Genomic DNA, 19,740 nt, shown 5'->3' with positions numbered 1-19,740 from the left:
CTCCCGAGGCCCCCCGCTGGCGTTGACTCTATGGCATGCACAGGTGACTCTGTGTTGGAAATCAACGCTTAGCGATCGCGCCGTTCCCGGACCCGACGAGGACGCCGAGGCCCGGGAGGGCGGGGTGCGCCACCGGATCGAGGACGCGGTCCGCCGCGTCGACCGCGTCGAGGCCCTCCGCCGCCGCGAGCCCGGCGATCCGCCCCGCCACCACGGGCGCGGCGAACGACGTCCCGCTCCACGTCGCGAAGCCGTCGAAGCGGTCGGGATCGATGCCGTCCACGGGCGGCCGCGTCCCGTCGAACCGCACGAACGCGCTGGTCACGTCCACGCCCTCCGCGCAGGCGTCCACCCACCAGCCGTAGTTGGAGAACCAGGCCCGGTCACCGCCGTCCAGGGCCGCGACACCGATCACCGGCTTCATCGCGGCGGGCCAGAAGGGCCGGTCCCCGGCCGCGTTCCCCGCACACGCCACGACGACCGTCCGGCGGCCGAGCGCGGCGACTGCGCGCGCCAGCACCGGTGAGGGACGGTCGTCGTAGGTGTGGCAGCCGAGCGAGATGTTGAGGACGTCGGCCCGACCCCACTCCGCCAGCCACTCCAGCGCCCGGATCACGTCCAGTTCGTCGCCGACCCCGTCGCCGCCGATGACGCGCCGGGCCCGCAGCCGGGCGGTGGGCGCGTGCCTGAGCACCACGCCCGCGACGAACGTGCCGTGCCCGGCCTGCGCGTCCAGTTCGAAGTCCAGGTCGGCGTCCAGGACCTCCCGGACCTCGTCGCGCTGCTCCCGGTACCACTCGGCGTCCTCGTACCACGGATGCGGCGACAGGCCGGTGTCCAGGATCGCGACCGTCACGTCCCTGCGCGCCGCGGCGGCCTCCGGTGCGGGCACGGGCGCGGCGGGACGCGGCAGGTCCGCGGGCCCGCTCCACCACATCGGCTGCCCGTGGACGAGATGGTTCGGCGACACGCCGAGCCGGCGACGCCGCCCGCTCGTGCCAGGCCCGCCCGTGCCCGGCCCGTCCGTGCTCAGCTGCGCGGCGAGTTCGCACACGTCCACCTTCGCCGCGGGACGCAGCCGCAGCCGCGTGACGGCGCGTTCGTCGTGACGCGAGTCGCACCAGCGCCGCACCAGAGTCTCGGCGGCGCCGGCGTCCCGCCCGGCGACCAGGATCTCGTTCCGGCGGATCAGCGCCGGACGTCCCGGCACCGGCTCCACCACCACCGCGTCCGGATGCCGCGCCAGGACCCGCTCCAGCCGCGCCTGCTGATCGAACATCGGCCCTCACTCTCACCGCATCATGACCTGTGCACTCATAGTGCCGGAACGCACACGCGGAGTGATGGACGACGGCACGGGAAACCGCGGCCGGACGCGGCCTCACCGCGTTGCGCGCTTCCGCCTCCCGGTGGCCCGGCACGGGCTAACCTTGTCCGGCAGCGCCCGTGAATGTTGCGCATACTGCGGTCAAGCGTTCAATAAACGCCGAACTCACGGTGGTGCGACACGTGCCGATGATGCACAATGAGGGACGCGGACGCCGACTTGGGACGTACGAGGCCGTAGGGGAAGACGAGCCTCGGTACAGATCCAGGAGGTCCGGTGACCGCACGTGGCGTCTTCTACGTCCACTCCGCGCCGCCTGCGCTGAGCCCGCACATCGAGTGGGCCGCCGCAGGTGTTCTCGGTGTGCCCGTTTCCCTTGAATGGGCAGATCAGGCGGCCGCGCCGGGAACGCTGCGCGCCGAGTTGCATTGGGAGGGCAGCCCCGGCACCGCCGCGGGCATCACCTCGGCGCTGCGAAATTGGAAGCTGGTGCGCTTCGAGGCCACCGAGGACCCCACACCCGGCAGCGACGGCGTCCGCTTCAGCTTCACCCCGTCCCTGGGGGTGTTCACCGGCGTCATCGGGGCCAGCGGCGACATCATGATCCCCGAGGACCGGCTCCGCTCCGTCATGGCGAACGCCGCCGTCGGCAAGATCACCCTGGAGAACGAGCTGGAGCGTCTCCTCGGCACGCCGTGGGACAACGAGCTGGAGCCCTTCCGCCGGGCCGGCGACGGCGCCCCCGTCCGCTGGCTCCATGCCGCTGTGTAGTTTTGCAGTTCCCTCGGCGTCGGGCCCTGGGGCCCATACTTCGGTGGTCGCGTGCGGTCGCCGTCTCTCCCATACGCCCTAGCCCCAGCCCACACCGCAGCCCCGCAACAACCTGAACAGTCGCGATCGCGTCCGAAGGCAGGTTTCGAGTGAAGCGAGAAACCTGATCGCGCAGCGAGCCGCTAGGCGAGCCGGAGCGATGCAGCGATCGCACCGCAGGGCCCGCCGAAGGAGGGCCCCCAGGGCCCGACGCCAAGGGAACTGCAGTTAGACACAGCGCTGGAAGGCGACCGACACGTTGTGGCCGCCGAACCCGAACGAGTTGTTGAGCGCCGCGGCGGGACCGCCCGGGATCTTGCGCGGCTCGTCGCGCACGATGTCCAGGTCGACGTCGTCGTCGACGTCCTCCAGGTTGGCGACGAACGGGATGAGCCCCTCCTTCAGCGCGAGGACCGTGAACAGCGACTCCAGCGCGCCGGCGCCGCCGAGCAGGTGCCCGGTCATCGACTTGGTGGCGGTGACGACCACCTGGGCGGCGGCGTCCTCGCCGAGCCCCGCCTTGATGGAGGCGAGTTCCGCGACGTCGCCCGCGGGCGTCGAGGTGGCGTGCGCGTTGATGTGCACGATGTCGGCGGCGTCCAGTCCGGCGTCCTTGAGGGCGCGCTGCATCGCCTTGGCCTGCCCGGAACCGCTCGGGTCGGGCAGCACGATGTCGTAGGCGTCGCCGGAGTACCCGCAGCCGGCCGCGATGCCGTTGATCTGCGCGCCGCGGGCGCGGGCGTGCTCCTCCGACTCCAGGATCAGGACGGCGGCGCCCTCGCCGAGCACGAACCCGTCGCGGTTCTTGTCGTAGGGCCGGGACGCGCGCTCCGGCTCCTCGTTGCGGGTCGACATCGCGCGCATGGCGCCGAACGAGGCCATCTGCAGTGGGTGGATGCACGACTCGGTGCCGCCGCAGATCACCACGTCGGCGCGGCCCGCGCGGATCATGTCGATGGCGTAGCCGACGGCCTCGCCGCTGGACGCGCAGGCGCTGACCAGGGCGTGGGAGCCGGCCATCGCGCCGAACTCGATGCCGACGTGCCCGGAGGCGCCGTTCGGCATCAGCATCGGGACGGTGAAGGGCGAGACGCGCGACCAGCCCTTCTCCCGGAAGACGTCGTAGCTGTTGAGCGCGGTGTGCAGGCCCCCGATGCCGCTGGAGAACACGACGCCGAGACGCTCACCGTCCACGGCGAAGCCGCCCTCGACACCGGACTGCTCCTCCGGCTTCTTGGTCTTGCGCGAGGCGGGCGGGGCGAACCCGGCGTTCGTCCACGCCTCGCGGGCGGCGATCAGCGCGATCGACTGGTTGCGGTCGAGCCGGCGCAGCGTCTGCTTCGGCATGACCTCGGACGGGTCGACCTTCAGCGTCGCGGCGAACCGGACCGGCAGGTCCTCGACGCCCTCCCATTCCAGGTTGCGGACCCCGGACTCTCCGGCGAGCAGGGCGGACCAGGTCGACGGCACGTCTCCGCCGAGTGGGGTCGTTGCACCGAGACCCGTCACGACGACTCTGGTCTGGCTCTTGCTCATGGCAGGTGCTCCTTGCGGACTGTGGGGGGAAAGGGCCGGGCGCGCCGCCGCCCGGACCGGCCGGTGCGGCGACGCGCCGTCCCCGCGTCTTAGCTCTTGGTCGAGGTCTGGAGGTTCTGGACGAAGTTGATGACGTCCTTGACCGTCTTCAGGTTGCGCAGCTCGTCGTCGGGGATCTCGACGCCGAACTGGTCCTGCGCGGCCACGGCGATCTCCACCATCGACAGCGAGTCGATGTCGAGGTCGTCGATGAAGTTCTTGTCCGGGGTCACCTCGGACTTGTCGATGCCGACGATGTCGTCGATGATCTCGGCGAGGCCGTCCAGGATCTGCTGTTCGGTGGCGACTGCCATGGTTCTGCGTTCTCCTTCGGTGGGTTGGTCCAGAGCCTGCGAGCAGGCGTGACGGCCTACGGGATCTGGATGACTTGGGCAGCGTAGGACAGTCCGGCGCCGAACCCGACCAGCAGGGCCGGGGCGCCGGACGGCACGTCGCCGCGTTCGATCATGCGGGACAGGGCCAGCGGTATGGAGGCCCCCGAGGTGTTGCCGGACTGGACGATGTCGTCGGCCACGACGGCGTTGGTGGCCTTCACCTTGCGGGCGATCGCCTCGATGATCCGCAGGTTGGCCTGGTGCGGGACGACGGCGACGAGGTCCGCCGGCTTGATCCCGGCGCGTTCGCAGGCCTCGGCCGCGACGGGGGCGATGGCCGTGGTCGCCCAGCGGAACACGGCCTGCCCCTCCTGCCGGATGAACGAGTGCCGGTCCTCGATGATGATCTTGTCGTACTTGTCGCCGGCGCTGCCCCACACGACCGGGCCGATGCCGGGGGAGTCGCTGCCGGTCACGACCGCCGCGCCCGCCCCGTCCGCGAAGATGATGCAGGTGGAGCGGTCGGTCCAGTCGATCCACTGGGACATCTTCTCCGAGCCGACGACGAGCACGTTGCGCGCGCTGCCGGCCTGCACCGCGGCGCTCGCGGTGGCGAGGGCGTAGCAGAAGCCGGCGCAGGCGGCGTTGATGTCGAACGCGCCCGGCGCGTCGATGCCGAGGCGGTGCGCGACCTGCGGGGCGTGGCCCGGCATCGGCGACTCCGCCGAGCACGTCGCCAGGATCACGAGGTCGATGTCGGACGGGGCGAGGCCGCTGCCCGCCAGGGCCTTGCCGCCCGCGTGCACGCCCAGCTCGACGATGCCCTCGTCGTCGCCGGCGATGCGGCGCTCGGCGATGCCGACGCGGCTGCGGATCCACTCGTCGTCGGTGTCGACGGTCTGCGCGATCTCGTCGTTGGTGACGATCCGGGCGGGCCGGTAGTCGCCGAAGGCCAGGATGCGGGCGCCGGGCGTCGCCGCGGGGATGCTCAGCGCGCTCATGCCGCGTCCGCACTGATCAGCTCGCGGGCCTTGTCCAGGTCCCCGGGGGTCTTGAGGGCGACGAGGTCGATTCCCTTCAGCTCGCGCCGGGCGAGCCCGGTCAGCGTCCCGGCGGGCGGCAGCTCGATGATCGCGGTGATGCCGAGCTCCCGCATGGCGTCCATGCAGGCGTCCCAGCGGACGGGCGCGCTGACCTGCTCGACGAGCCGCTCCACGAAGCCGGTCCCGGACTCGACGACGGCGCCGTCGCGGTTCTGCAGCAGTGTCGTCCGCGGGTCGGCGACGGGCGCGCCGGGCGCGAGGCGGCGGAGCGCGTCGACGGCGGGCGCCATGTGCTCGGTGTGGAACGCCCCGGCGACCGACAGCGCACGGAGCCGCGCCTTGGCGGGCGGCTCGTTCGCGAACTCGGCGAGGCGGTCCATCGTCCCGGCGGCGACGATCTGCCCGGCGCCGTTGACGTTGGCGGGGGTGAGCCCGTGCTTGTCGATGGAGGCGAGGACCTCGTCGGTGTCGCCGCCGAGCACGGCGGTCATCCCGGTCTCGGTGACGGCGGCGGCTTCGGCCATCGCCCGCCCCCGCTCCCGGACGAGGACCAGCGCGGCCTCGGGGCTCAGCACCCCGGCGATCGCGGCGGCGGCGAGCTCCCCGACGCTGTGCCCGGCGACGGCGTCCGGCACCCGGTCTTCGTAGAGGACCTCGTAGGCGGCGAGCGCGGCGGCGACCAGCAGCGGCTGGGCGACGGCGGTGTCCCGGATCTCCTCGGCGTCGGCCTCCGTCCCGTACCGGACCAGGTCGAGCCCGGTGACGGCCGACCACCAGGCGAGACGGTCGGCGACTCCGGGTATCTCAAGCCATGGCTGCAGAAAGCCGGGGGTTTGGGCGCCCTGGCCGGGCGATGCGAGGAGAATCACAGCGACCAGCCTGCCCGTAAGGCCCCTCTGTCCACGATGCGGATCAGCACGAACTTTGGTCGAGGCGCTTTGTACGACACCTACAAGCTCGCGCTTACCAGCGGGTTTGGAAGCGGCCCAGGACCAGGGCGATGCGGAGGGTGAAGGCGTTGCGGCCGTCGGTGGGGGCCAGGCCGGTCAGTTCGGTGACGCGGCGGAGGCGGTAGCGGACCGTGTTGGGGTGGACGAACAGGAGGCGCGCGGTGGCCTCCAGCGACGAGCCCTGTTCCAGGTAGGTGGTGAGCGTGTCGAGGAGCGGTGCGCCCGCGGCGAGCATCGGGTTGTAGACGTTCTCCACCAGGTGGCGGCGCGCTTCGTCGTCGCCGTCCAGCGCGCGTTCGGGCAGCAGCTCCGTCGCCTGGACGGGACGGGGCGCGTCCGGCCAGCCGGCGGCGGCGCGGAGCCCCGCCACGGCGGCCTGCGCGGAGCGGGTGGAGTCGTACAGGTCGCCGACCTGGGGGCCGACGACGACCGGACCCGGACCGCACTTGGCGGCGATGGGACGCGCCGCCTCCAAGGGGTCGGTGTCGCCGCCCACGATGACGATGACCCGGCGCCCTTGGACTCCTGCCAGGACGTCGGCGCGCGCGCGGCGCGCGGCCAGCTGCATCTGGTCGATGGTGACCTCGGGTTCTTCGTCCTCCGGCGTGAACCCGGCGATGACGGTGACGGGCTTGGACGTCCAGCCGAGGGCGGCGGCCCAGGAGTGCATGCCGTCGTCGACCTCGCCGCGCAGCACCGCGTTGACGACGAGGGCCTCCAGCCGCGCGTCCCAGGCGGCGCGTGTCTCGGCGGCGCGCGCGTACACCTGGGCGGCGCCGAACGCCACGTCCCGGGTGTAACGCAGGATGGCCTCGCGTAGCTGGGCCTCCCCGCCGGGCGCCGCCAGCTCGCTCAGCCGGGTCTCCACCACGTCGATGATGACGCGGATCATGTCGATCGTGTGATGGAGCTTGATGGCGCGGAGCAGCTCGCGCGGCGCGGTGCCGAACACCTCACCGGCGATGGCCGGCCGGGTCTGCTCGTTGTTCTTGAACCATTCGACGAACGCCGCGATGCCGGCCTGGGCGACGAGACCGATCCAGGAGCGCTGGTCGGCGGGCATGCGCCGGAACCAGGGAAGATGCTCCTCCATGCTGTTCAGGGCCGCGGTGCCGAACGTCCCCATCGCCTTCTCCAGGCGCTGGGTGGTCTGATCCCGGATCTCGGCCTCGCTCGCGGTGTCCACAACCCCAGAGTGCCACCACCCCGCCGGTGAACCGTCCCAAAGTAAGTAACCGGTGTCAGCCGGGAGTGACATCGGAGACCTCCCCGAGCGCGATGCCGGTGAGATTTCGCAGCGACGTCGACCCCGGTTCGAGGTAGTCGCTGTGGCCGCCGGTTCCGGAGTCGAAGACCCGGGCGCCGAACGAGGACGAGACCGGGTCGGGGCCGAGACCGAGGCCGAGGATGCGGACGTGCGGGACGTCCTCCGTCCAGTCGGACGCTCCCCGACCCGCCCAGATGCGCGCGGTGCCGCTCAGGTTCGAGGCCGACCATGCCGTCGTGCCGGGACTGCCGTAGAGGGCGATGTCCGTGACCTGCCGCCAGGCGGGCCCGGCTGGGCCGTCCAGTGCCGCGCGGCCGCAGACCACTGAACCGTAGCTGTGGCAGAGCAGGCCGACCCCGGCGCGCGGGTTGACCTTGTGCACGCCCTTCAGGAAGCGCCGCAACTGCACGGCTCCCTCTTCGGCCCGCTCTCCCGTGAGGACGTCGCTGCTGAACGTTCTGGGCGCCGCGTATCCGAGCCACGCCACGACGGCCAGGTCCGGATGCGGTGACTCGGAGACGGCCTGCGCGTAGACGGCGCGTGCCCCTCCGCCCGGGGTCGACCACGGTTTGTCGCCGCGCTCGTCGAAGGCCGCCAGTGTGGTGTCGGCGCCGGGGACGAGTATCGCGACCCGCCGTGCCCTGGTGAGGTCGCCGATGACCTCGATGGCCCGTCCGCCGCCGCGCGGGTCGAAGTAGAGGAAGCGGCGTCCCGGCCGGAGGAACGCGCCGAGCGCCCGCATGCGGTCCGCGTCGCCTATCTCCTGTGCCGTTTCGAGCGCCCTCTCGATGGACCGGCGTTCGGCGGTGTACCGGACGTCCAGTGTCGAGGGCGCCATCTCGGGGACGGCGACGGGCGGGGCGTAGGGGTCGGCGTGACCGGTCCCGGCGGTCGTCAGCATCACGCCCGAGATGGAGACGGCGCAGGCCAGGACCCTTCGGAGCCGTCGGGCGCGCGGCGAGGTCGTCTTGCGTGGCGGCGGCATCCTCGTCTTTCTACCATCCAAGATCGTCTGGCCGGTCGCGGCGGGTGCCCGGCCGCGGGGGACTCTTCATGAGACGTACGAGCCCGGGATCATGTTCGTGGTGCGGTCCGCGTCACGGACGGGCGGCGCGGGCGTTCGAATCCGTGGACCAGGGGCCGGATCGCGGCGAGCGCGCCGGCGCAGACCGCCAGCCAGGGCAGCCGTTCCGCGATCCATGCGGGCCGGTCGGGTGCGGTGTGCAACCCTGGCAGGCTACCGAACGCGAGCAGCGTTCCCACGGTGACGGTCAGCAGCGCCGTCTGGTGCCACAGGAAGATCGTCATGGCGGAGCGGTTGGCCGCGGAGACCAGCGAGCGTGTCCGGGCGTGTCCCGTCCAGCGGGTCAGCGGCCCGTGGAGCAGCAGGGCCAGGCCGGTCTGGGCGAGGCCGAAGGCGACCGCCGCCAGTGTGGGCGGGCTGAGGTTGGACACCGCCGCGCCCGGCACGCCGACCATGCTCGCCGGATACCCCGCGAACAGGATCAGCAGCGCGGTCGCCGCGCCGCCCCCGGCCAGCAGGGCGAACCCGGCCCGGCGCGAGCCGAGCGCCCCGTCCGCCCAGCCGACGCCGAGGTAGAACGGCACGAGCCAGCCGGTGAGGACGGTGGCCCAGCCCGTCCACCCGGGCGTGTCGAGGGCGAAGCGGCCGAGGTCGATCGCGGCGGTCGCGGCGACGAGGAGGGCGGCGCCCCAGAGGCCGAGCCGGTTCCAGACGGCCGTGACCACCGGGGTCGCCGCTGTCAGGACGACGTAGACGGCCAGGAACCACAGCGGGCTGAGCACCAGTTCGATCAGTGTGCGCAGGGTGTCCGGCGAGAGCCCGGCCCAGGACAGGGCGGCCGCGGCGGGGAACCATGCGGCCAGGAGGACGGGCAGGGGCCGCGCGAAGCGGACCAGGCGTTGCCGCAGACCGGCCCCCCACGGCTCGCCGGGGCGCAGGCCCTTCGCCGCGGAGTACCCGCCCACCAGGAAGAACACGGCGAGTGTTTGCAGCACCCAGGAGATCGGGGCCAGCTCCGGCATCGTCCGCAGCGGGCTGGTGACCCGCAGCTCCCCGCCGGAACCGTCCGCGACGAACGCGGTGACCAGCCAGTGGCCGAGCACGACGCCGAGGATCGCGAAGGCGCGCAGGGCGTCGATGGCCGGGTCGCGTCCGGCCCGCGGGGCGGTGCCGGGGGCGGCCGGCCTTGTTCCGGTCTCAAGCACGGGTGACCTCCGCGTCGCGGCCGAGGGCGATCAGGGCGAGGTTGCGGAGCGCGAGGGAGCCGGGCTTCAGGTAGCCGCTGTGCGGGCCCGTTCCGGCGTCGAAGCGCAGGGCGCCGAAGCCGGACGAGACGGGGTCCACGCCGAGCCCCAGACCGGCGAAGCGGAAGTTCGGGACGTACCGCGTCCAGTCGCCCTTCGCGCGGCCCGCCCAGACATGGGCGGACGTGCCGAGGTCGGCGGCGTCGTCCGCCGTGGTGCCGGGGCTGCCGTACAGGGCGATCTCGTCCACCGGCAGGGACGCGAGCGGCCGCGCGGCCTTGCCGCACACCACCGAGCCGTAGCTGTGGCAGAGGAGCGCGAGCCGCGCGTGCCCGTTCACGCGGTGGACGCCGGTGAGGAGACGTTCGAGACCGCGCGCACCGTCCTCGGCGCGGTCGGCCGTCAGGATGTCGGTGCTCAGCATGGAAGGCGAGTCGTAACCGAGCCAGGCGATCACGGCGAGCCGCGCACCGGGTGCGTGGGCGCGGGCCTCCCGGTAGAGCGCGCGGCTGTCGCCGCCGACGAACTTGGGATCGTTGTAGTTGGTCAGCGTGTTGTCCGCGCCGGGCACGACGACCGCGATCCGGTCGGCGTGCCGTAGGTCGCCGATGACTTCGACGGCCCGTCCGTCGCCTCGCGGGTCGAAGGACAGGAAGCGCCGGTCCCCGGCGAGGAACGCCGACAGGGTGCGCGTCCGGTCGTCGTCGCGAAAGCGTTCCGCGGTGGCCAGGGCCCGCGCGATGTCCCGCCGGGTGGCCTGGAAACGGGCGTCAAGGGTGGCCGCCGACAGTTCCGGCGCCGGGCCCGGGGCGGCGTACACCTCGGCGTTCCGCGCCGACGCGGTCGTCGAGCCGGCCGCCGCCAGGACCGAGACGACGGCCACGGCCTTGCGAACGCTGGGCATCCGAGACGTCCTCCTGGTCAGTGAGTTGAAGCACTGACCAGGAAGCTAGAAACCGGACGCCGTAACGCGGAACAACCGGCGGTGTGGTCCTGCGCGATACGACCCCGGTGCCACGGATGCGACCTGAGTATCAGTCGCCGGGACGGACCAGCCCCACCTCGTAGGCGTAGACGATCGCCTGCGGCCGGTCACGCAGCCCGAGCTTCATCAGGATCCGCCCGAAATGCGTCTTGACGGTCTGTTCGGCGACGACGAGCTCCCCGGCGATCTCGCCGTTGGACAGCCCCCGCGCCACCAGCGTCAGCACCTCGGTCTCCCGCTCCGTCAGCTCGTCCAGCCGCTTGCGGGACGGCGCCCTCCGCCCGCCGAGCCGGGAGAACTCCGCGATGAGCCGCCGGGTGATCGACGGTGACAGCAGCGCGTCGCCCGCCGCCACGACCCGCACCGCGTCCGCCAACTCCGTCGCGGACGCGTCCTTCAGCAGGAACCCGCTGGCCCCCGCCCGCAGCGCCTCGTAGACGTAGTCGTCCAGGCCGAACGTGGTGAGCATGAGGATCTTCGGTGCGTCGCCGTCGGTGCCCCCGAGGATCCGGCGGGTCGCCTCCAGCCCGTCCATCACCGGCATCCGGACGTCCATCAGCACCACCTCGGGACGCAGTTCGGCGACGCGGCGCAGGCCCTCCTCGCCGTTGACGGCCTCGCCGACGACCTCGATGTCGGGCTGGGCGTTCAGCAGCACGCCGAACCCGGCGCGCACCATGCCCTGATCGTCGACGATCACGACCCGTATCGTCACGACCGGTCCCGCGTCTTCTCCGGCAGGTTGGCGGTCACGGCGAATCCTCCCTCTGGCGTCGGCCGGGCGGTCAGCTCGCCGCCGAGCGCGGCGGCCCGCTCCCGCATCCCGACCAGCCCGTGGCCGCCGCCCGGCAGCGGCGGTCCGGGCGCCTGTCCGTCGGCGGGCGGGCCGTTGACGACGCCGAGCCACACTATTGCGTCGTCGCGGGACACCTCGACGTGCACCCGCGAGCCCGGCGCGTGCCGCATCGCGTTGCTCAGCGCCTCCTGCAGGATCCGGAACGCGGTGAGCCCCACGCCCGGCGGGAGCCCGGCGAGGTCGCCGTCCAGGAGCATCTCCACCTGCAGGCCCGCCGCCCGCGCGTTGCCGATCAGCTCGTCCAGCCGGTCCAGGCTCGGCTGCGGGGCGGTGTCGGCGCCGTCCTCGGAACGCAGGACGCCCAGGATGCGGCGCATCTCGGTCAGCGCGTCCAGCGCCGTCGCGCGGATCTCGGCGAGGTCGCGGCGCGTCTCGTCCGGCACCGCCTCGACCTTGTAGGGCGCCGCCTCCGCCTGGATCGCGATCATCGACATGTGGTGGGCGACGACGTCGTGCATCTCCCGCGCGATGCGCTGCCGCTCGGTCAGCACGGCCTCGGCGTCCTGGTGCCGCCGTTCCTGCTCGGCCAGCTGCCGGCGGGACGTCCGCCGGAGCCGGACGGCGTAGCCCACCGCCAGCGGCAGCAGGAGCAGCACCGACGCCCCGGGCGCCGTGTCCGCGTCCTTGATCCACACACCGGCGAACGAGAGGATCGCGACGCCCAGCGTGATGTCCCGCGAGCAGCGCACCGTCACCGTGTAGACGCACATGAGCGCGGCGAAGGCCCCGCCCTCGGTGTACTCGATGCCCGGCGGCCACGGGCTCAGGGCGACCACCGCCATCGCCGCGAAGCTCATCCGCCAGGCGGCCAGCGGATGCCGGTCGCGCAGGGCCAGCGGCGCGGTCAGGATGACCGCGATCAGCAGGGCGGTGCCGTCCCCCGGGTAGCCCGCCGCGTCGGAGCGCACGGGCTCCTGCAGCGTGGAGTTCGTCCCGCCGATGATCAGGGCGGTGAGGACGAGCCAGAAAAGGTTCGTCACCAGCCCGAACGGCAGCCGCCCGACGCCGAGGAACCGGGTCCACCGCAGCCCCGCCGGCCAGGGCCGGTCGAGCGGCGGCGCGGGCTCGGCCCGTCCGGTCACCGCGGCGGCCAGAACCCCGTTCCGCAGCGCGGTGCGCAGGAGGTTCGGCTCGTCCTCGGACTCGTCCCCGGCCATGACGACCAGGCTAGAGACTGGACGACCACCTCGGGATGACACCGTGGTGGGACACGTCCGTCATACCCGGGTACGGTGCGGTGCGTGGAGCCCGTCGAAGCGCTGCGCCGCATCGCGTTCCTGCTGGAGCGCGCACATGAGCCGACCTACCGCGTGCGGGCGTTCCGCGCCGCCGCCGACCTCGCCGGGCAAACGCCCTCGGAGGAACTGGCCGCTCGCGCCCGCGAAGGCTCGCTGACCGCCCTCCCCGGCATCGGCAAGGTCACCGCCCTGGTGATCGAGGAGGCGCTGCGCGGCGAGACGCCCGTCTACCTGCGCCGCCTGGAGGCCACCGAAGGGGAGCCGCTGGACGAGGCCACCGCCGCCCTGCGCTCCGCGCTGAAGGGCGACCTGCACACCCACAGCGACTGGTCGGACGGCGGCTCCCCGATCCGGGAGATGGCCGAAACGGCCCGCTCACTCGGCCACGAGTACCTCGCCCTGACCGACCATTCGCCGCGCCTCAAGGTCGCCAACGGCCTGTCCGCCGACCGCCTCCGCCGCCAGCTCGACGTCGTGGCCGAACTCAATGAGGAACTCTCCCCGTTCCGCATCCTCACCGGCATCGAGGTCGACATCCTGGAGGACGGGACCCTCGACCAGGAGCCCGCCCTCCTCGACCGGCTGGACGTCGTCGTCGCCAGCGTCCATTCGAAACTCCGCATGGACCGCGTCGCCATGACCAAACGCATGGTGACGGCGATCGCGAATCCCCGTGTGAACGTCCTCGGCCACTGCACCGGACGCATCGTCAAAGCCGGCGGCAAACGCGGCGGGCTGCGGCCCGAATCGGAGTTCGACGCCGCCCTCGTCTTCGACGCCTGCGCCGCCTACGACGTCGCCGTCGAGATCAACTCCCGGCCGGAACGCCTCGACCCGCCCAAACACCTCCTCCGCCTCGCCGTCGAGGCGGGCTGCCGCTTCTCCATCGACTCCGACGCCCACGCCCCCGGCCAGCTCGACTGGCAGCCGTTCGGCTGTGAACGGGCCGCCCGCTGCGCCGTCCCCGCGTCCCAGGTCGTCAACACCCTTCCGGCCGCAGACCTGGTCGCCTGGACGCGCTCGGGGCCGTGAGCTCCTCAGCGGGTCTCGCGATGGATGTACGCGGGGAAGACGGCACCCTTTGCGGTGATCTCCACCGGGTGGAACTCCTTCGGGTCCAGCCCGTCGAACTCCGTCTCGACGAGGTCCTCGTAGAGGGAGGACGACACGATCAGGGCCATGTCACGGCCGGGATTTCCGCGTAGTTCGTCCCGGAGCTCCTGCGAATCCAGGAGCCGGGCGACGACGATCGGCGCCCGTCCGACCGCGCCGAACAGCCCGCCGGACAGGGGCCCGTGGTGCATGGACACCCGCAGCCTGATCGGCGGTGTCCGTTTCCGGTTGACCTCCGCGATCGCGGCGGCCAGCTCGCGCGGATAGCGGACGAGGACGCGCAGCCCGTCGGTCTCCGAAGGCAGGATCGCCATCTCGCCGTCGCCGCCGACCTGCCGCAGCCAGCCGTCCCGGTCGAGGCCCGCCGCGGCCGCCGCGGTCTCCAGGACCGCGTGCAGATCCAGTTGCATCCGCTTCTGCTGCGCAGCGCTCAGCCTGCTGAAACCCTCGATGTCGACGGCGATGAGAAAGTGATACGTCAGCCGGTCGGTCAGCGGTACGGTGAACGGCGTGTCCGATGGGCCCGTCCCTGTGAAGTTCGTCGCTGCGCTGCTCATGCGCTACCCCGAGTCGGAACCCGGCGATCGTGTTACCCCAGCCGGCATGGCACCTCTGCTTTCCCTCGTGGCCGTGACCGAGCTCCCCCTTCCAGCATCTTCCGTCCTCTTCCGCGTGGATGCAAGTTTGCATGTAGAATTTCGTGCATCAGTGCACGAGATCTTTCGGGGAGGGTGGGATGGCCGGCCGGCAGTCGCCATCGGTGCGGGCGCGGCAGCTCGCCCGCGAACTCCGCGGCCTGCGCACACGCGCGGACGTGACGATCGACCAGGTCGCGGCGGGGCTGAACTGGTCGATGGCCAAGGTCTCCCGGATCGAGACCGCCTACACCTTGATCACCGTCCCCGACCTGCACCGGCTCCTGGAGTTCTACGGGGTGGACAAGGAGGCCGCCGAGCGCTACATCAGACTGGCGCGCGCGGCCCGCGAACGTGGCTGGTGGGAGACCTACAGCGGCACCCTGGGGGAACGGTACGCCGCCTTCATCGGCCTGGAGGCCGACGCCCAGGCGATGCACTGCTACAGCATCGCGATCATTCACGGGCTGCTGCAGACGCCCGACTACGCCCGGGCCACCGTCAGCTCCGCCATTCCCGCGCTGCCGCCCGGCGAGATCGACCGGCTCGTGGAGATCCGGCTGAAGCGGCAGGCCCGCCTCCGCTCGTTCGACGCGATCGAACTCGTCGTCGTCCTGGACGAGGGCGTGCTCCGCCGGCGCATCGCGGACGTCGGGGTGATGCGCGGCCAGCTGGACCATCTCCTGGACGTGGGAACCCTGCCGAATGTGCATATCCACGTCATTCCGCTGGAGCGCGGCTACCCCCGGGGACTGACCGACTTCAACCTTCTGAGGTTCCGGGAACCGGAGTATCCGGAGATCGTGTACATCGAACAGATGGCTGGTAGCCTCATCGTCGAAAACGAGGGCCAGGTATTCAAATATTCCAGTGCATTCGAGAATATCTGCGGCCTCGCGCTGAATGAAGCAGAATCTCGTGAACTGATCTCCCGCATCGCGGAAGATTTCTAGTAGAAGCGACTATCCCTGAATGACGACGACGTCTAGTGGTGCCGCCGTTTCGTGGCGCAAGAGCACCCGTAGCAGTGCCGGCGATGACTGTGTCGAGCTCGCCGCCGCTCTCCCGGGTGACCCCGGGATCCTCGTCCGCGACTCCAAGGCCCCCCGCGGGCCCGTGTTCCGGTTCGGCAACGAGGAGTTCGCCGCCTTCCTCACCCGCGTAAAACGCGGCGACCTCGACCTCTGAGCCGCCGCCATTCGCCGGGGTGAGTACCCGGCCGCTCTGGTCATGGAATGGCCTGAGGAGTTTCTGAGCCGTGGGCCAGGCCTGGCTTTCGGTGTGCCTTGTGGATGGGCGGGCCTCCGGCGCCGTAGGGCGGGTGTCCGCCGAGGACGAGCCTGCGGTAAATGAATGCCTCCAGGCCGTTCGAGTGCCTTCTGCATTCATGGTGGTTCTCCAGTGGATGGTCGCCGTGGGGGGCGTCCGCTGGGAATGTCCTGTCGTGGTGGGCCGCGGTCTTCTTGGCGGTCCCTGGGCGGTGCGGGCGGCATGGTTCGGCGACGTTGCGGTCGCGGCCACGTGCGCGGTCCACATATCGGTGACGCCCGGCATGTGCCCGTGGTCGCGACCTGCTGGTGATGTGGGTCACGCCCGTGTTCAGCGGTCGCAATGTGGGTGCCGCTCACATGGTCCGGTGTTCGGGTGCCACCTAGCGTTCCCGGTCACGGCGGCCCGAGTGTGGCTCGGGTCACCTTAGACGAGCGCTAGGAGGGCGAATGGGCGACCCCGTCCCGAAGGGCCCGGTTCTGGCGGCGCGCGGGCTGGTCAGGGAGTTCCGCGGCTTCAGGGCCGTCGACGGCGTGGACCTCGATGTCGCCGAGGGCTCCGTCCACGCGCTGGTGGGCCCGAACGGTGCCGGCAAGACCACGCTGTTCAACCTGCTCACCGGGTTCCTGAAGCCGACGGCGGGCAGCGTCCGGCTCGGCGATCATGAGCTGGCCGGGCGGAGACCGGAACGGATCGCGCGGCTCGGGCTCGCCAGGTCGTTCCAGATCACGAGCCTGTTCGCCGAGCTGACGCCCAGGCAGCACGTCGAACTGGCCCTGGCGGGACGTACCGGGCTCGGCTGGCGGTTCTGGCGCTCGGACGGCGCGCTCGGACGCTTCTCCGGCCGCGCGGCCGAACTGCTCGAGCAGGTCGGCCTGGGCGGGCACGGCGAGATTCCCGCGGGCTCCCTGGCGTACGGGCGCAAACGGGCGCTCGAACTGGCTCTGGCCCTCGCGCTCGACCCGAAGGTGCTGCTGCTCGACGAGCCGACCGCCGGCATGGGCGTGGAGGACGTCGACCGCACCGTCGCGCTCATCCAGCGGGTGAAGGAGGGCCGCACCGTGGTGCTGGTCGAGCACAACATGAGCGTCGTCTCCAGCCTCGCCGACCAGGTCACGGTGCTTCAGCACGGACAGGTCCTGGTCGAAGGCCCCTACGCCGAGATCCGTCACGACCCCCGAGTCGTCACCGCTTACCTCGGAGACTCCAATGCTGAGCGTTGACGGACTGTCCGCCTGGTACGGCGAGGCGCAGGCCCTGCGTGATGTGTCGCTGCAGGTGGGCGAAGGCGAAATCGTCACTCTCGTCGGACGCAACGGGGCCGGCAAGACCACTCTGCTGCGCAGCCTGATGGGGCTCCACCAAGGAGTGTCCGGGACGGTGCGGTTCCTGGACGAGGACATCACCGCACTGAGCCCGCACAAACGCAGCCGTCGCGGCCTTGGCTACGTCCCGGACGACCGCGGCGTCTTCGCCACGCTGTCGGTGGAGGAGAACCTCACGTTGCCGCCGGTCACGGGGAAGGACCCGTGGCCGCTGGAGCGGGTGTACGAGACGTTCCCGAAGCTGCGTGAGCGGCGCAGGTTCCCCGGGACGAGGTTGTCGGGCGGCGAGCAGCAGATGCTCGCGCTGGCCCGGGTGCTGCGGACGGGGGCCCGGCTGCTGCTGTGCGACGAGCCCACCGAGGGCCTGTCGCCCCTGATCATCGCCCAGATCGGCGACATCCTCCGCGAGGTCAAGGCCGCCGGGGTCACCGTCCTGCTCATCGAGCAGAACGTGCACTTCGCCGCCACCGTCGCCGACCGCCACCACCTGCTCGCCGAGGGCCGGATCGTCGAGTCCATGGACAACGACGAGGTCCTCGCCCGCGAGAACGAACTCCTGCAGTACCTCGGAATCTAGGAGAGCCCTGATGAGACTTCTCGGACGTTCGGCCGCGCTCGCGACCGCCGGAGTGATGCTGGCCGCCTGCGGGGGCGGGCCCGGCGGGGGCGGCGGCAAGATCAGCGACGACAAGGTCGTCCTCGCGGTGCTGACCGACCAGTCGGGCGTGTACGCCGACCTGTCGGGCAAGAACGCCGTCGAGGCGGTGAAGATGGCCGTCGCCGACTTCAAGGCCAAGTACGGCGACAAGGCCGTGACCGACGAGATCGAGGTCATCTCCGCCGACCACCAGAACAAGCCCGAGATCGCCAACTCCAAGGCGCAGGAGCTCTACGACCGGCGGCAGGCCGACCTGATCGTGGACGTGCCGACCTCGTCGGCCGCGCTCGCCGTCGCCAACGTCGCCAAGACGAAGAAGAAGGTGTTCATCGACGTCGGCGCCGCCACGACGGAGCTGGAAGGCGAGCAGTGCAACAAGTACACCTTCCACTACGGCTACAACAGCTACATGCTGGCCCACGGCACCGGCACCGGAGTGACCCAGGACGGCGCCAAGAACTGGTACATCGTCTACCCGGACTACGCGTTCGGGCAGGACATGGAGAAGACCTTCGGGGAGGCCGTGAAGGCGGCCGGCGGCACGGTGGTGAAGAGCGACCCGACGCCGTTCCCGAACGACAACTTCTCCACGTTCCTGCTGAAGGCACCGAACCTCGACCCCAAGCCGCAGGTGCTCGGCGCCATGCAGGCGGGCGGTGACCTGGTCAACCTGGTGAAGCAGTACAACGAGTACAAGCTGCGCGACAAGGGCGTGGACCTCGCGGTGGGGCTGATGTTCCTGACCGACATCCACTCCCTCACCCCGGACGCCCTGGCGGGGACGCGCTTCACCGACTTCTGGTACTGGAACGCCGACGAGGGCAACCGCGCGTGGGCCGACAAGTTCAAGGCCAAGACGGGGACGCGGCCGACAGCCGTCCACGCGGCCGACTACTCGGCGGCGCTGCAGTACCTGGAGGCCGTGCAGCGCGGCGGCACCGACAAGTCCGACGACGTGGTCGAGCAGCTCGAAGGCCACAAGGTCGACGACATCTTCACCTCCACCGGCACCGTCCGGGCCGCGGACCATCTCCTCACCCACGACGCCTACATCGCCGAGGTGAAGCCGTCCAGCGAGGTCAAGGAGCCGTGGGACTACGAGAAGATCGTCAAGACGATCCCGGCGGCCGAGGCGTTCCAGCAGCCCGACCCGGCCTGCAAGCTCTGAGGCGGGCCGCGACGTGCTTCAGCAGGCGTTCAACGGCCTGGTGGGCGGGGCGTTCTACGCCCTGCTCGCCCTCGGCCTGTCCGTCATCTTCGGGATGCTGCACGTGGTCAACTTCGCGCACGGAGCGTTCTACATGCTCGGCGCGTTCGGCTCCTACGTGCTGCTCGACTCGTTCGGCGTGAGCTTCTGGCTCGCGCTGCCGCTCGTCCCCGTCGTGCTGGGGGTGGTGGGCGTGGCGCTGGAACGGCTGTTCATCCACCGCCTGGCGCCCCTGGACCCGCTCTACAACTTCCTGTTCACCTTCGGCCTCGCGCTGATCCTGCAGGACCTGGTCAAGCGGCAGTACGGCGTGCAGTCGCAGCCGTACCCGCGTCCGTCCGCGCTGCGCGGCTCGATCGACCTGGGCCTGTTCACGTACCCGGCCTACCAGGTGTTCGTGCTCGCGTTGTCCTTGGTGGTGTGCGGGACGGTGTGGGTGGTGCTCACCCGGACCCGCGTCGGCATGATCGTCCGGGCGTCCACCGAGCGGCCCGAGCTGACCCGCGCACTCGGCATCGACGTCGCCCGCTGGGTGACGCCCGTCTTCGGGTTCGGTGTCGCGCTGGCCGGGTTCGCCGGCGTCCTCGCCGCGCCGATGCGGGCGGTCAACCCGCTGATGGGCTCCGACCTGATCATCACGGTGTTCGCCGTGGTGGTGATCGGCGGCCTCGGCTCGGTGTTCGGGTCGGTCGCCGCCGGGTTCGCGGTCGGGCTCGTGTCGGCGCTCGGCAACTACTACGTCCCGTCGCTCTCGCAGACCCTGGTGTTCATCATGATGGCCGCCGTGCTGCTGTGGCGCCCCGCCGGCCTGTTCGGCCGCGAGGAGGCGACGATATGACCCCCTCCGTGACCACCGGCGCCGTGATCGTCGAGGAGACG

At 71.3% G+C, this 19,740-nt stretch carries 20 protein-coding genes; 8 read left to right on the top strand and 12 right to left on the bottom strand.

The features are described 5' to 3' along the window. Positions 1–61 precede the first annotated feature (61 nt). Positions 62–1,279, bottom strand: a complete 1,218-nt coding sequence (locus tag ACTWPP_RS10135) for a S8 family peptidase (RefSeq protein ID WP_443103896.1) — start codon at positions 1,277–1,279, stop codon at positions 62–64. A gap of 324 nt (positions 1,280–1,603) precedes the next feature. On the opposite strand from ACTWPP_RS10135, the gene ACTWPP_RS10130 reads away from it, so the two are divergent. Beyond that, the gene (locus tag ACTWPP_RS10130) at positions 1,604–2,098 is read left to right on the top strand and encodes a DUF3145 domain-containing protein (protein ID WP_443103895.1); all 495 of its coding nucleotides are present in this window, start codon (positions 1,604–1,606) and stop codon (positions 2,096–2,098) included. Positions 2,099–2,365: 267 nt separating this feature from the next. Here the strand turns inward: ACTWPP_RS10130 and ACTWPP_RS10125 are convergent, their stop codons facing one another. The 10 genes from ACTWPP_RS10125 to ACTWPP_RS10080 all read right to left on the bottom strand — a co-directional run bounded on the left by ACTWPP_RS10125 (position 2,366) and on the right by ACTWPP_RS10080 (position 12,573). After that, complete coding sequence (locus ACTWPP_RS10125) at positions 2,366–3,673, bottom strand: beta-ketoacyl-[acyl-carrier-protein] synthase family protein (protein ID WP_443103894.1); 1,308 nt, start codon at positions 3,671–3,673, stop codon at positions 2,366–2,368. Positions 3,674–3,762: 89 nt separating this feature from the next. Continuing rightward, positions 3,763–4,026, bottom strand: coding sequence for an acyl carrier protein (locus ACTWPP_RS10120; RefSeq protein ID WP_443103893.1), 264 nt, complete (start codon positions 4,024–4,026; stop codon positions 3,763–3,765). Between the two features lie 56 nt (positions 4,027–4,082). Next, positions 4,083–5,048, bottom strand: coding sequence for a beta-ketoacyl-ACP synthase III (locus ACTWPP_RS10115; RefSeq protein ID WP_443103892.1), 966 nt, complete (start codon positions 5,046–5,048; stop codon positions 4,083–4,085). Then, positions 5,045–5,959: an ACP S-malonyltransferase gene (locus tag ACTWPP_RS10110; protein ID WP_443103891.1), complete on the bottom strand. Its 915-nt coding sequence runs from the start codon at positions 5,957–5,959 to the stop codon at positions 5,045–5,047. The genes ACTWPP_RS10115 and ACTWPP_RS10110 overlap by 4 nt, the downstream gene beginning before the upstream one ends. A gap of 94 nt (positions 5,960–6,053) precedes the next feature. Next, positions 6,054–7,226, bottom strand: coding sequence for a PucR family transcriptional regulator (locus ACTWPP_RS10105; protein ID WP_443103890.1), 1,173 nt, complete (start codon positions 7,224–7,226; stop codon positions 6,054–6,056). Positions 7,227–7,281: 55 nt separating this feature from the next. Further along, positions 7,282–8,292 (bottom strand): alpha/beta hydrolase, encoded by a 1,011-nt coding sequence (locus tag ACTWPP_RS10100; protein WP_443103889.1) that lies wholly within the window; start codon positions 8,290–8,292, stop codon positions 7,282–7,284. 89 nt (positions 8,293–8,381) lie between these two features. Next, positions 8,382–9,536: an acyltransferase family protein gene (locus ACTWPP_RS10095; protein WP_443103888.1), complete on the bottom strand. Its 1,155-nt coding sequence runs from the start codon at positions 9,534–9,536 to the stop codon at positions 8,382–8,384. Further along, positions 9,529–10,479, bottom strand: coding sequence for an alpha/beta hydrolase (locus tag ACTWPP_RS10090; RefSeq protein ID WP_443103887.1), 951 nt, complete (start codon positions 10,477–10,479; stop codon positions 9,529–9,531). The genes ACTWPP_RS10095 and ACTWPP_RS10090 overlap by 8 nt, the downstream gene beginning before the upstream one ends. Before the next feature lie 130 nt (positions 10,480–10,609). After that, on the bottom strand, positions 10,610–11,275 hold the full coding sequence (locus ACTWPP_RS10085; protein WP_443103886.1) for a response regulator: 666 nt from the start codon (positions 11,273–11,275) through the stop codon (positions 10,610–10,612). After that, positions 11,272–12,573 carry a sensor histidine kinase gene (locus tag ACTWPP_RS10080; protein WP_443103885.1) on the bottom strand — a complete coding sequence of 434 codons (1,302 nt, stop codon included), beginning with the start codon at positions 12,571–12,573 and terminating at the stop codon, positions 11,272–11,274. The genes ACTWPP_RS10085 and ACTWPP_RS10080 overlap by 4 nt, the downstream gene beginning before the upstream one ends. Before the next feature lie 84 nt (positions 12,574–12,657). Here ACTWPP_RS10080 and ACTWPP_RS10075 point away from each other — a divergent pair, with 84 nt between their 5' ends. Continuing rightward, a complete protein-coding gene (locus tag ACTWPP_RS10075; RefSeq protein WP_443103884.1) occupies positions 12,658–13,686 on the top strand; it encodes a PHP domain-containing protein in 1,029 nt (342 codons plus the stop codon). A gap of 5 nt (positions 13,687–13,691) precedes the next feature. Here ACTWPP_RS10075 and ACTWPP_RS10070 read toward each other — a convergent pair whose 3' ends face one another. Next, positions 13,692–14,324 (bottom strand): hypothetical protein, encoded by a 633-nt coding sequence (locus tag ACTWPP_RS10070; protein ID WP_443103883.1) that lies wholly within the window; start codon positions 14,322–14,324, stop codon positions 13,692–13,694. Positions 14,325–14,503: 179 nt separating this feature from the next. On the opposite strand from ACTWPP_RS10070, the gene ACTWPP_RS10065 reads away from it, so the two are divergent. From ACTWPP_RS10065 to ACTWPP_RS10040, 6 genes are all read left to right on the top strand, one after another. After that, positions 14,504–15,355 (top strand): helix-turn-helix domain-containing protein, encoded by an 852-nt coding sequence (locus ACTWPP_RS10065; protein WP_443103882.1) that lies wholly within the window; start codon positions 14,504–14,506, stop codon positions 15,353–15,355. A gap of 19 nt (positions 15,356–15,374) precedes the next feature. Further along, a complete protein-coding gene (locus ACTWPP_RS10060; RefSeq protein WP_443103881.1) occupies positions 15,375–15,590 on the top strand; it encodes a DUF397 domain-containing protein in 216 nt (71 codons plus the stop codon). A gap of 530 nt (positions 15,591–16,120) precedes the next feature. Continuing rightward, a complete protein-coding gene (locus ACTWPP_RS10055; RefSeq protein WP_443103880.1) occupies positions 16,121–16,894 on the top strand; it encodes an ABC transporter ATP-binding protein in 774 nt (257 codons plus the stop codon). After that, positions 16,881–17,573, top strand: coding sequence for an ABC transporter ATP-binding protein (locus ACTWPP_RS10050; protein ID WP_443103879.1), 693 nt, complete (start codon positions 16,881–16,883; stop codon positions 17,571–17,573). The genes ACTWPP_RS10055 and ACTWPP_RS10050 overlap by 14 nt, the downstream gene beginning before the upstream one ends. Before the next feature lie 10 nt (positions 17,574–17,583). Further along, positions 17,584–18,822: an ABC transporter substrate-binding protein gene (locus ACTWPP_RS10045; RefSeq protein ID WP_443103878.1), complete on the top strand. Its 1,239-nt coding sequence runs from the start codon at positions 17,584–17,586 to the stop codon at positions 18,820–18,822. Positions 18,823–18,835: 13 nt separating this feature from the next. Further along, positions 18,836–19,699 (top strand): branched-chain amino acid ABC transporter permease, encoded by an 864-nt coding sequence (locus ACTWPP_RS10040; protein WP_443103877.1) that lies wholly within the window; start codon positions 18,836–18,838, stop codon positions 19,697–19,699. Positions 19,700–19,740: the final 41 nt, after the last annotated feature.

Source organism: Actinomadura sp. 3N407 (genome assembly GCF_052245875.1).
Taxonomy (GTDB): domain Bacteria; phylum Actinomycetota; class Actinomycetes; order Streptosporangiales; family Streptosporangiaceae; genus Spirillospora.
This window is presented reverse-complemented; position numbering and strand designations above follow the sequence as displayed.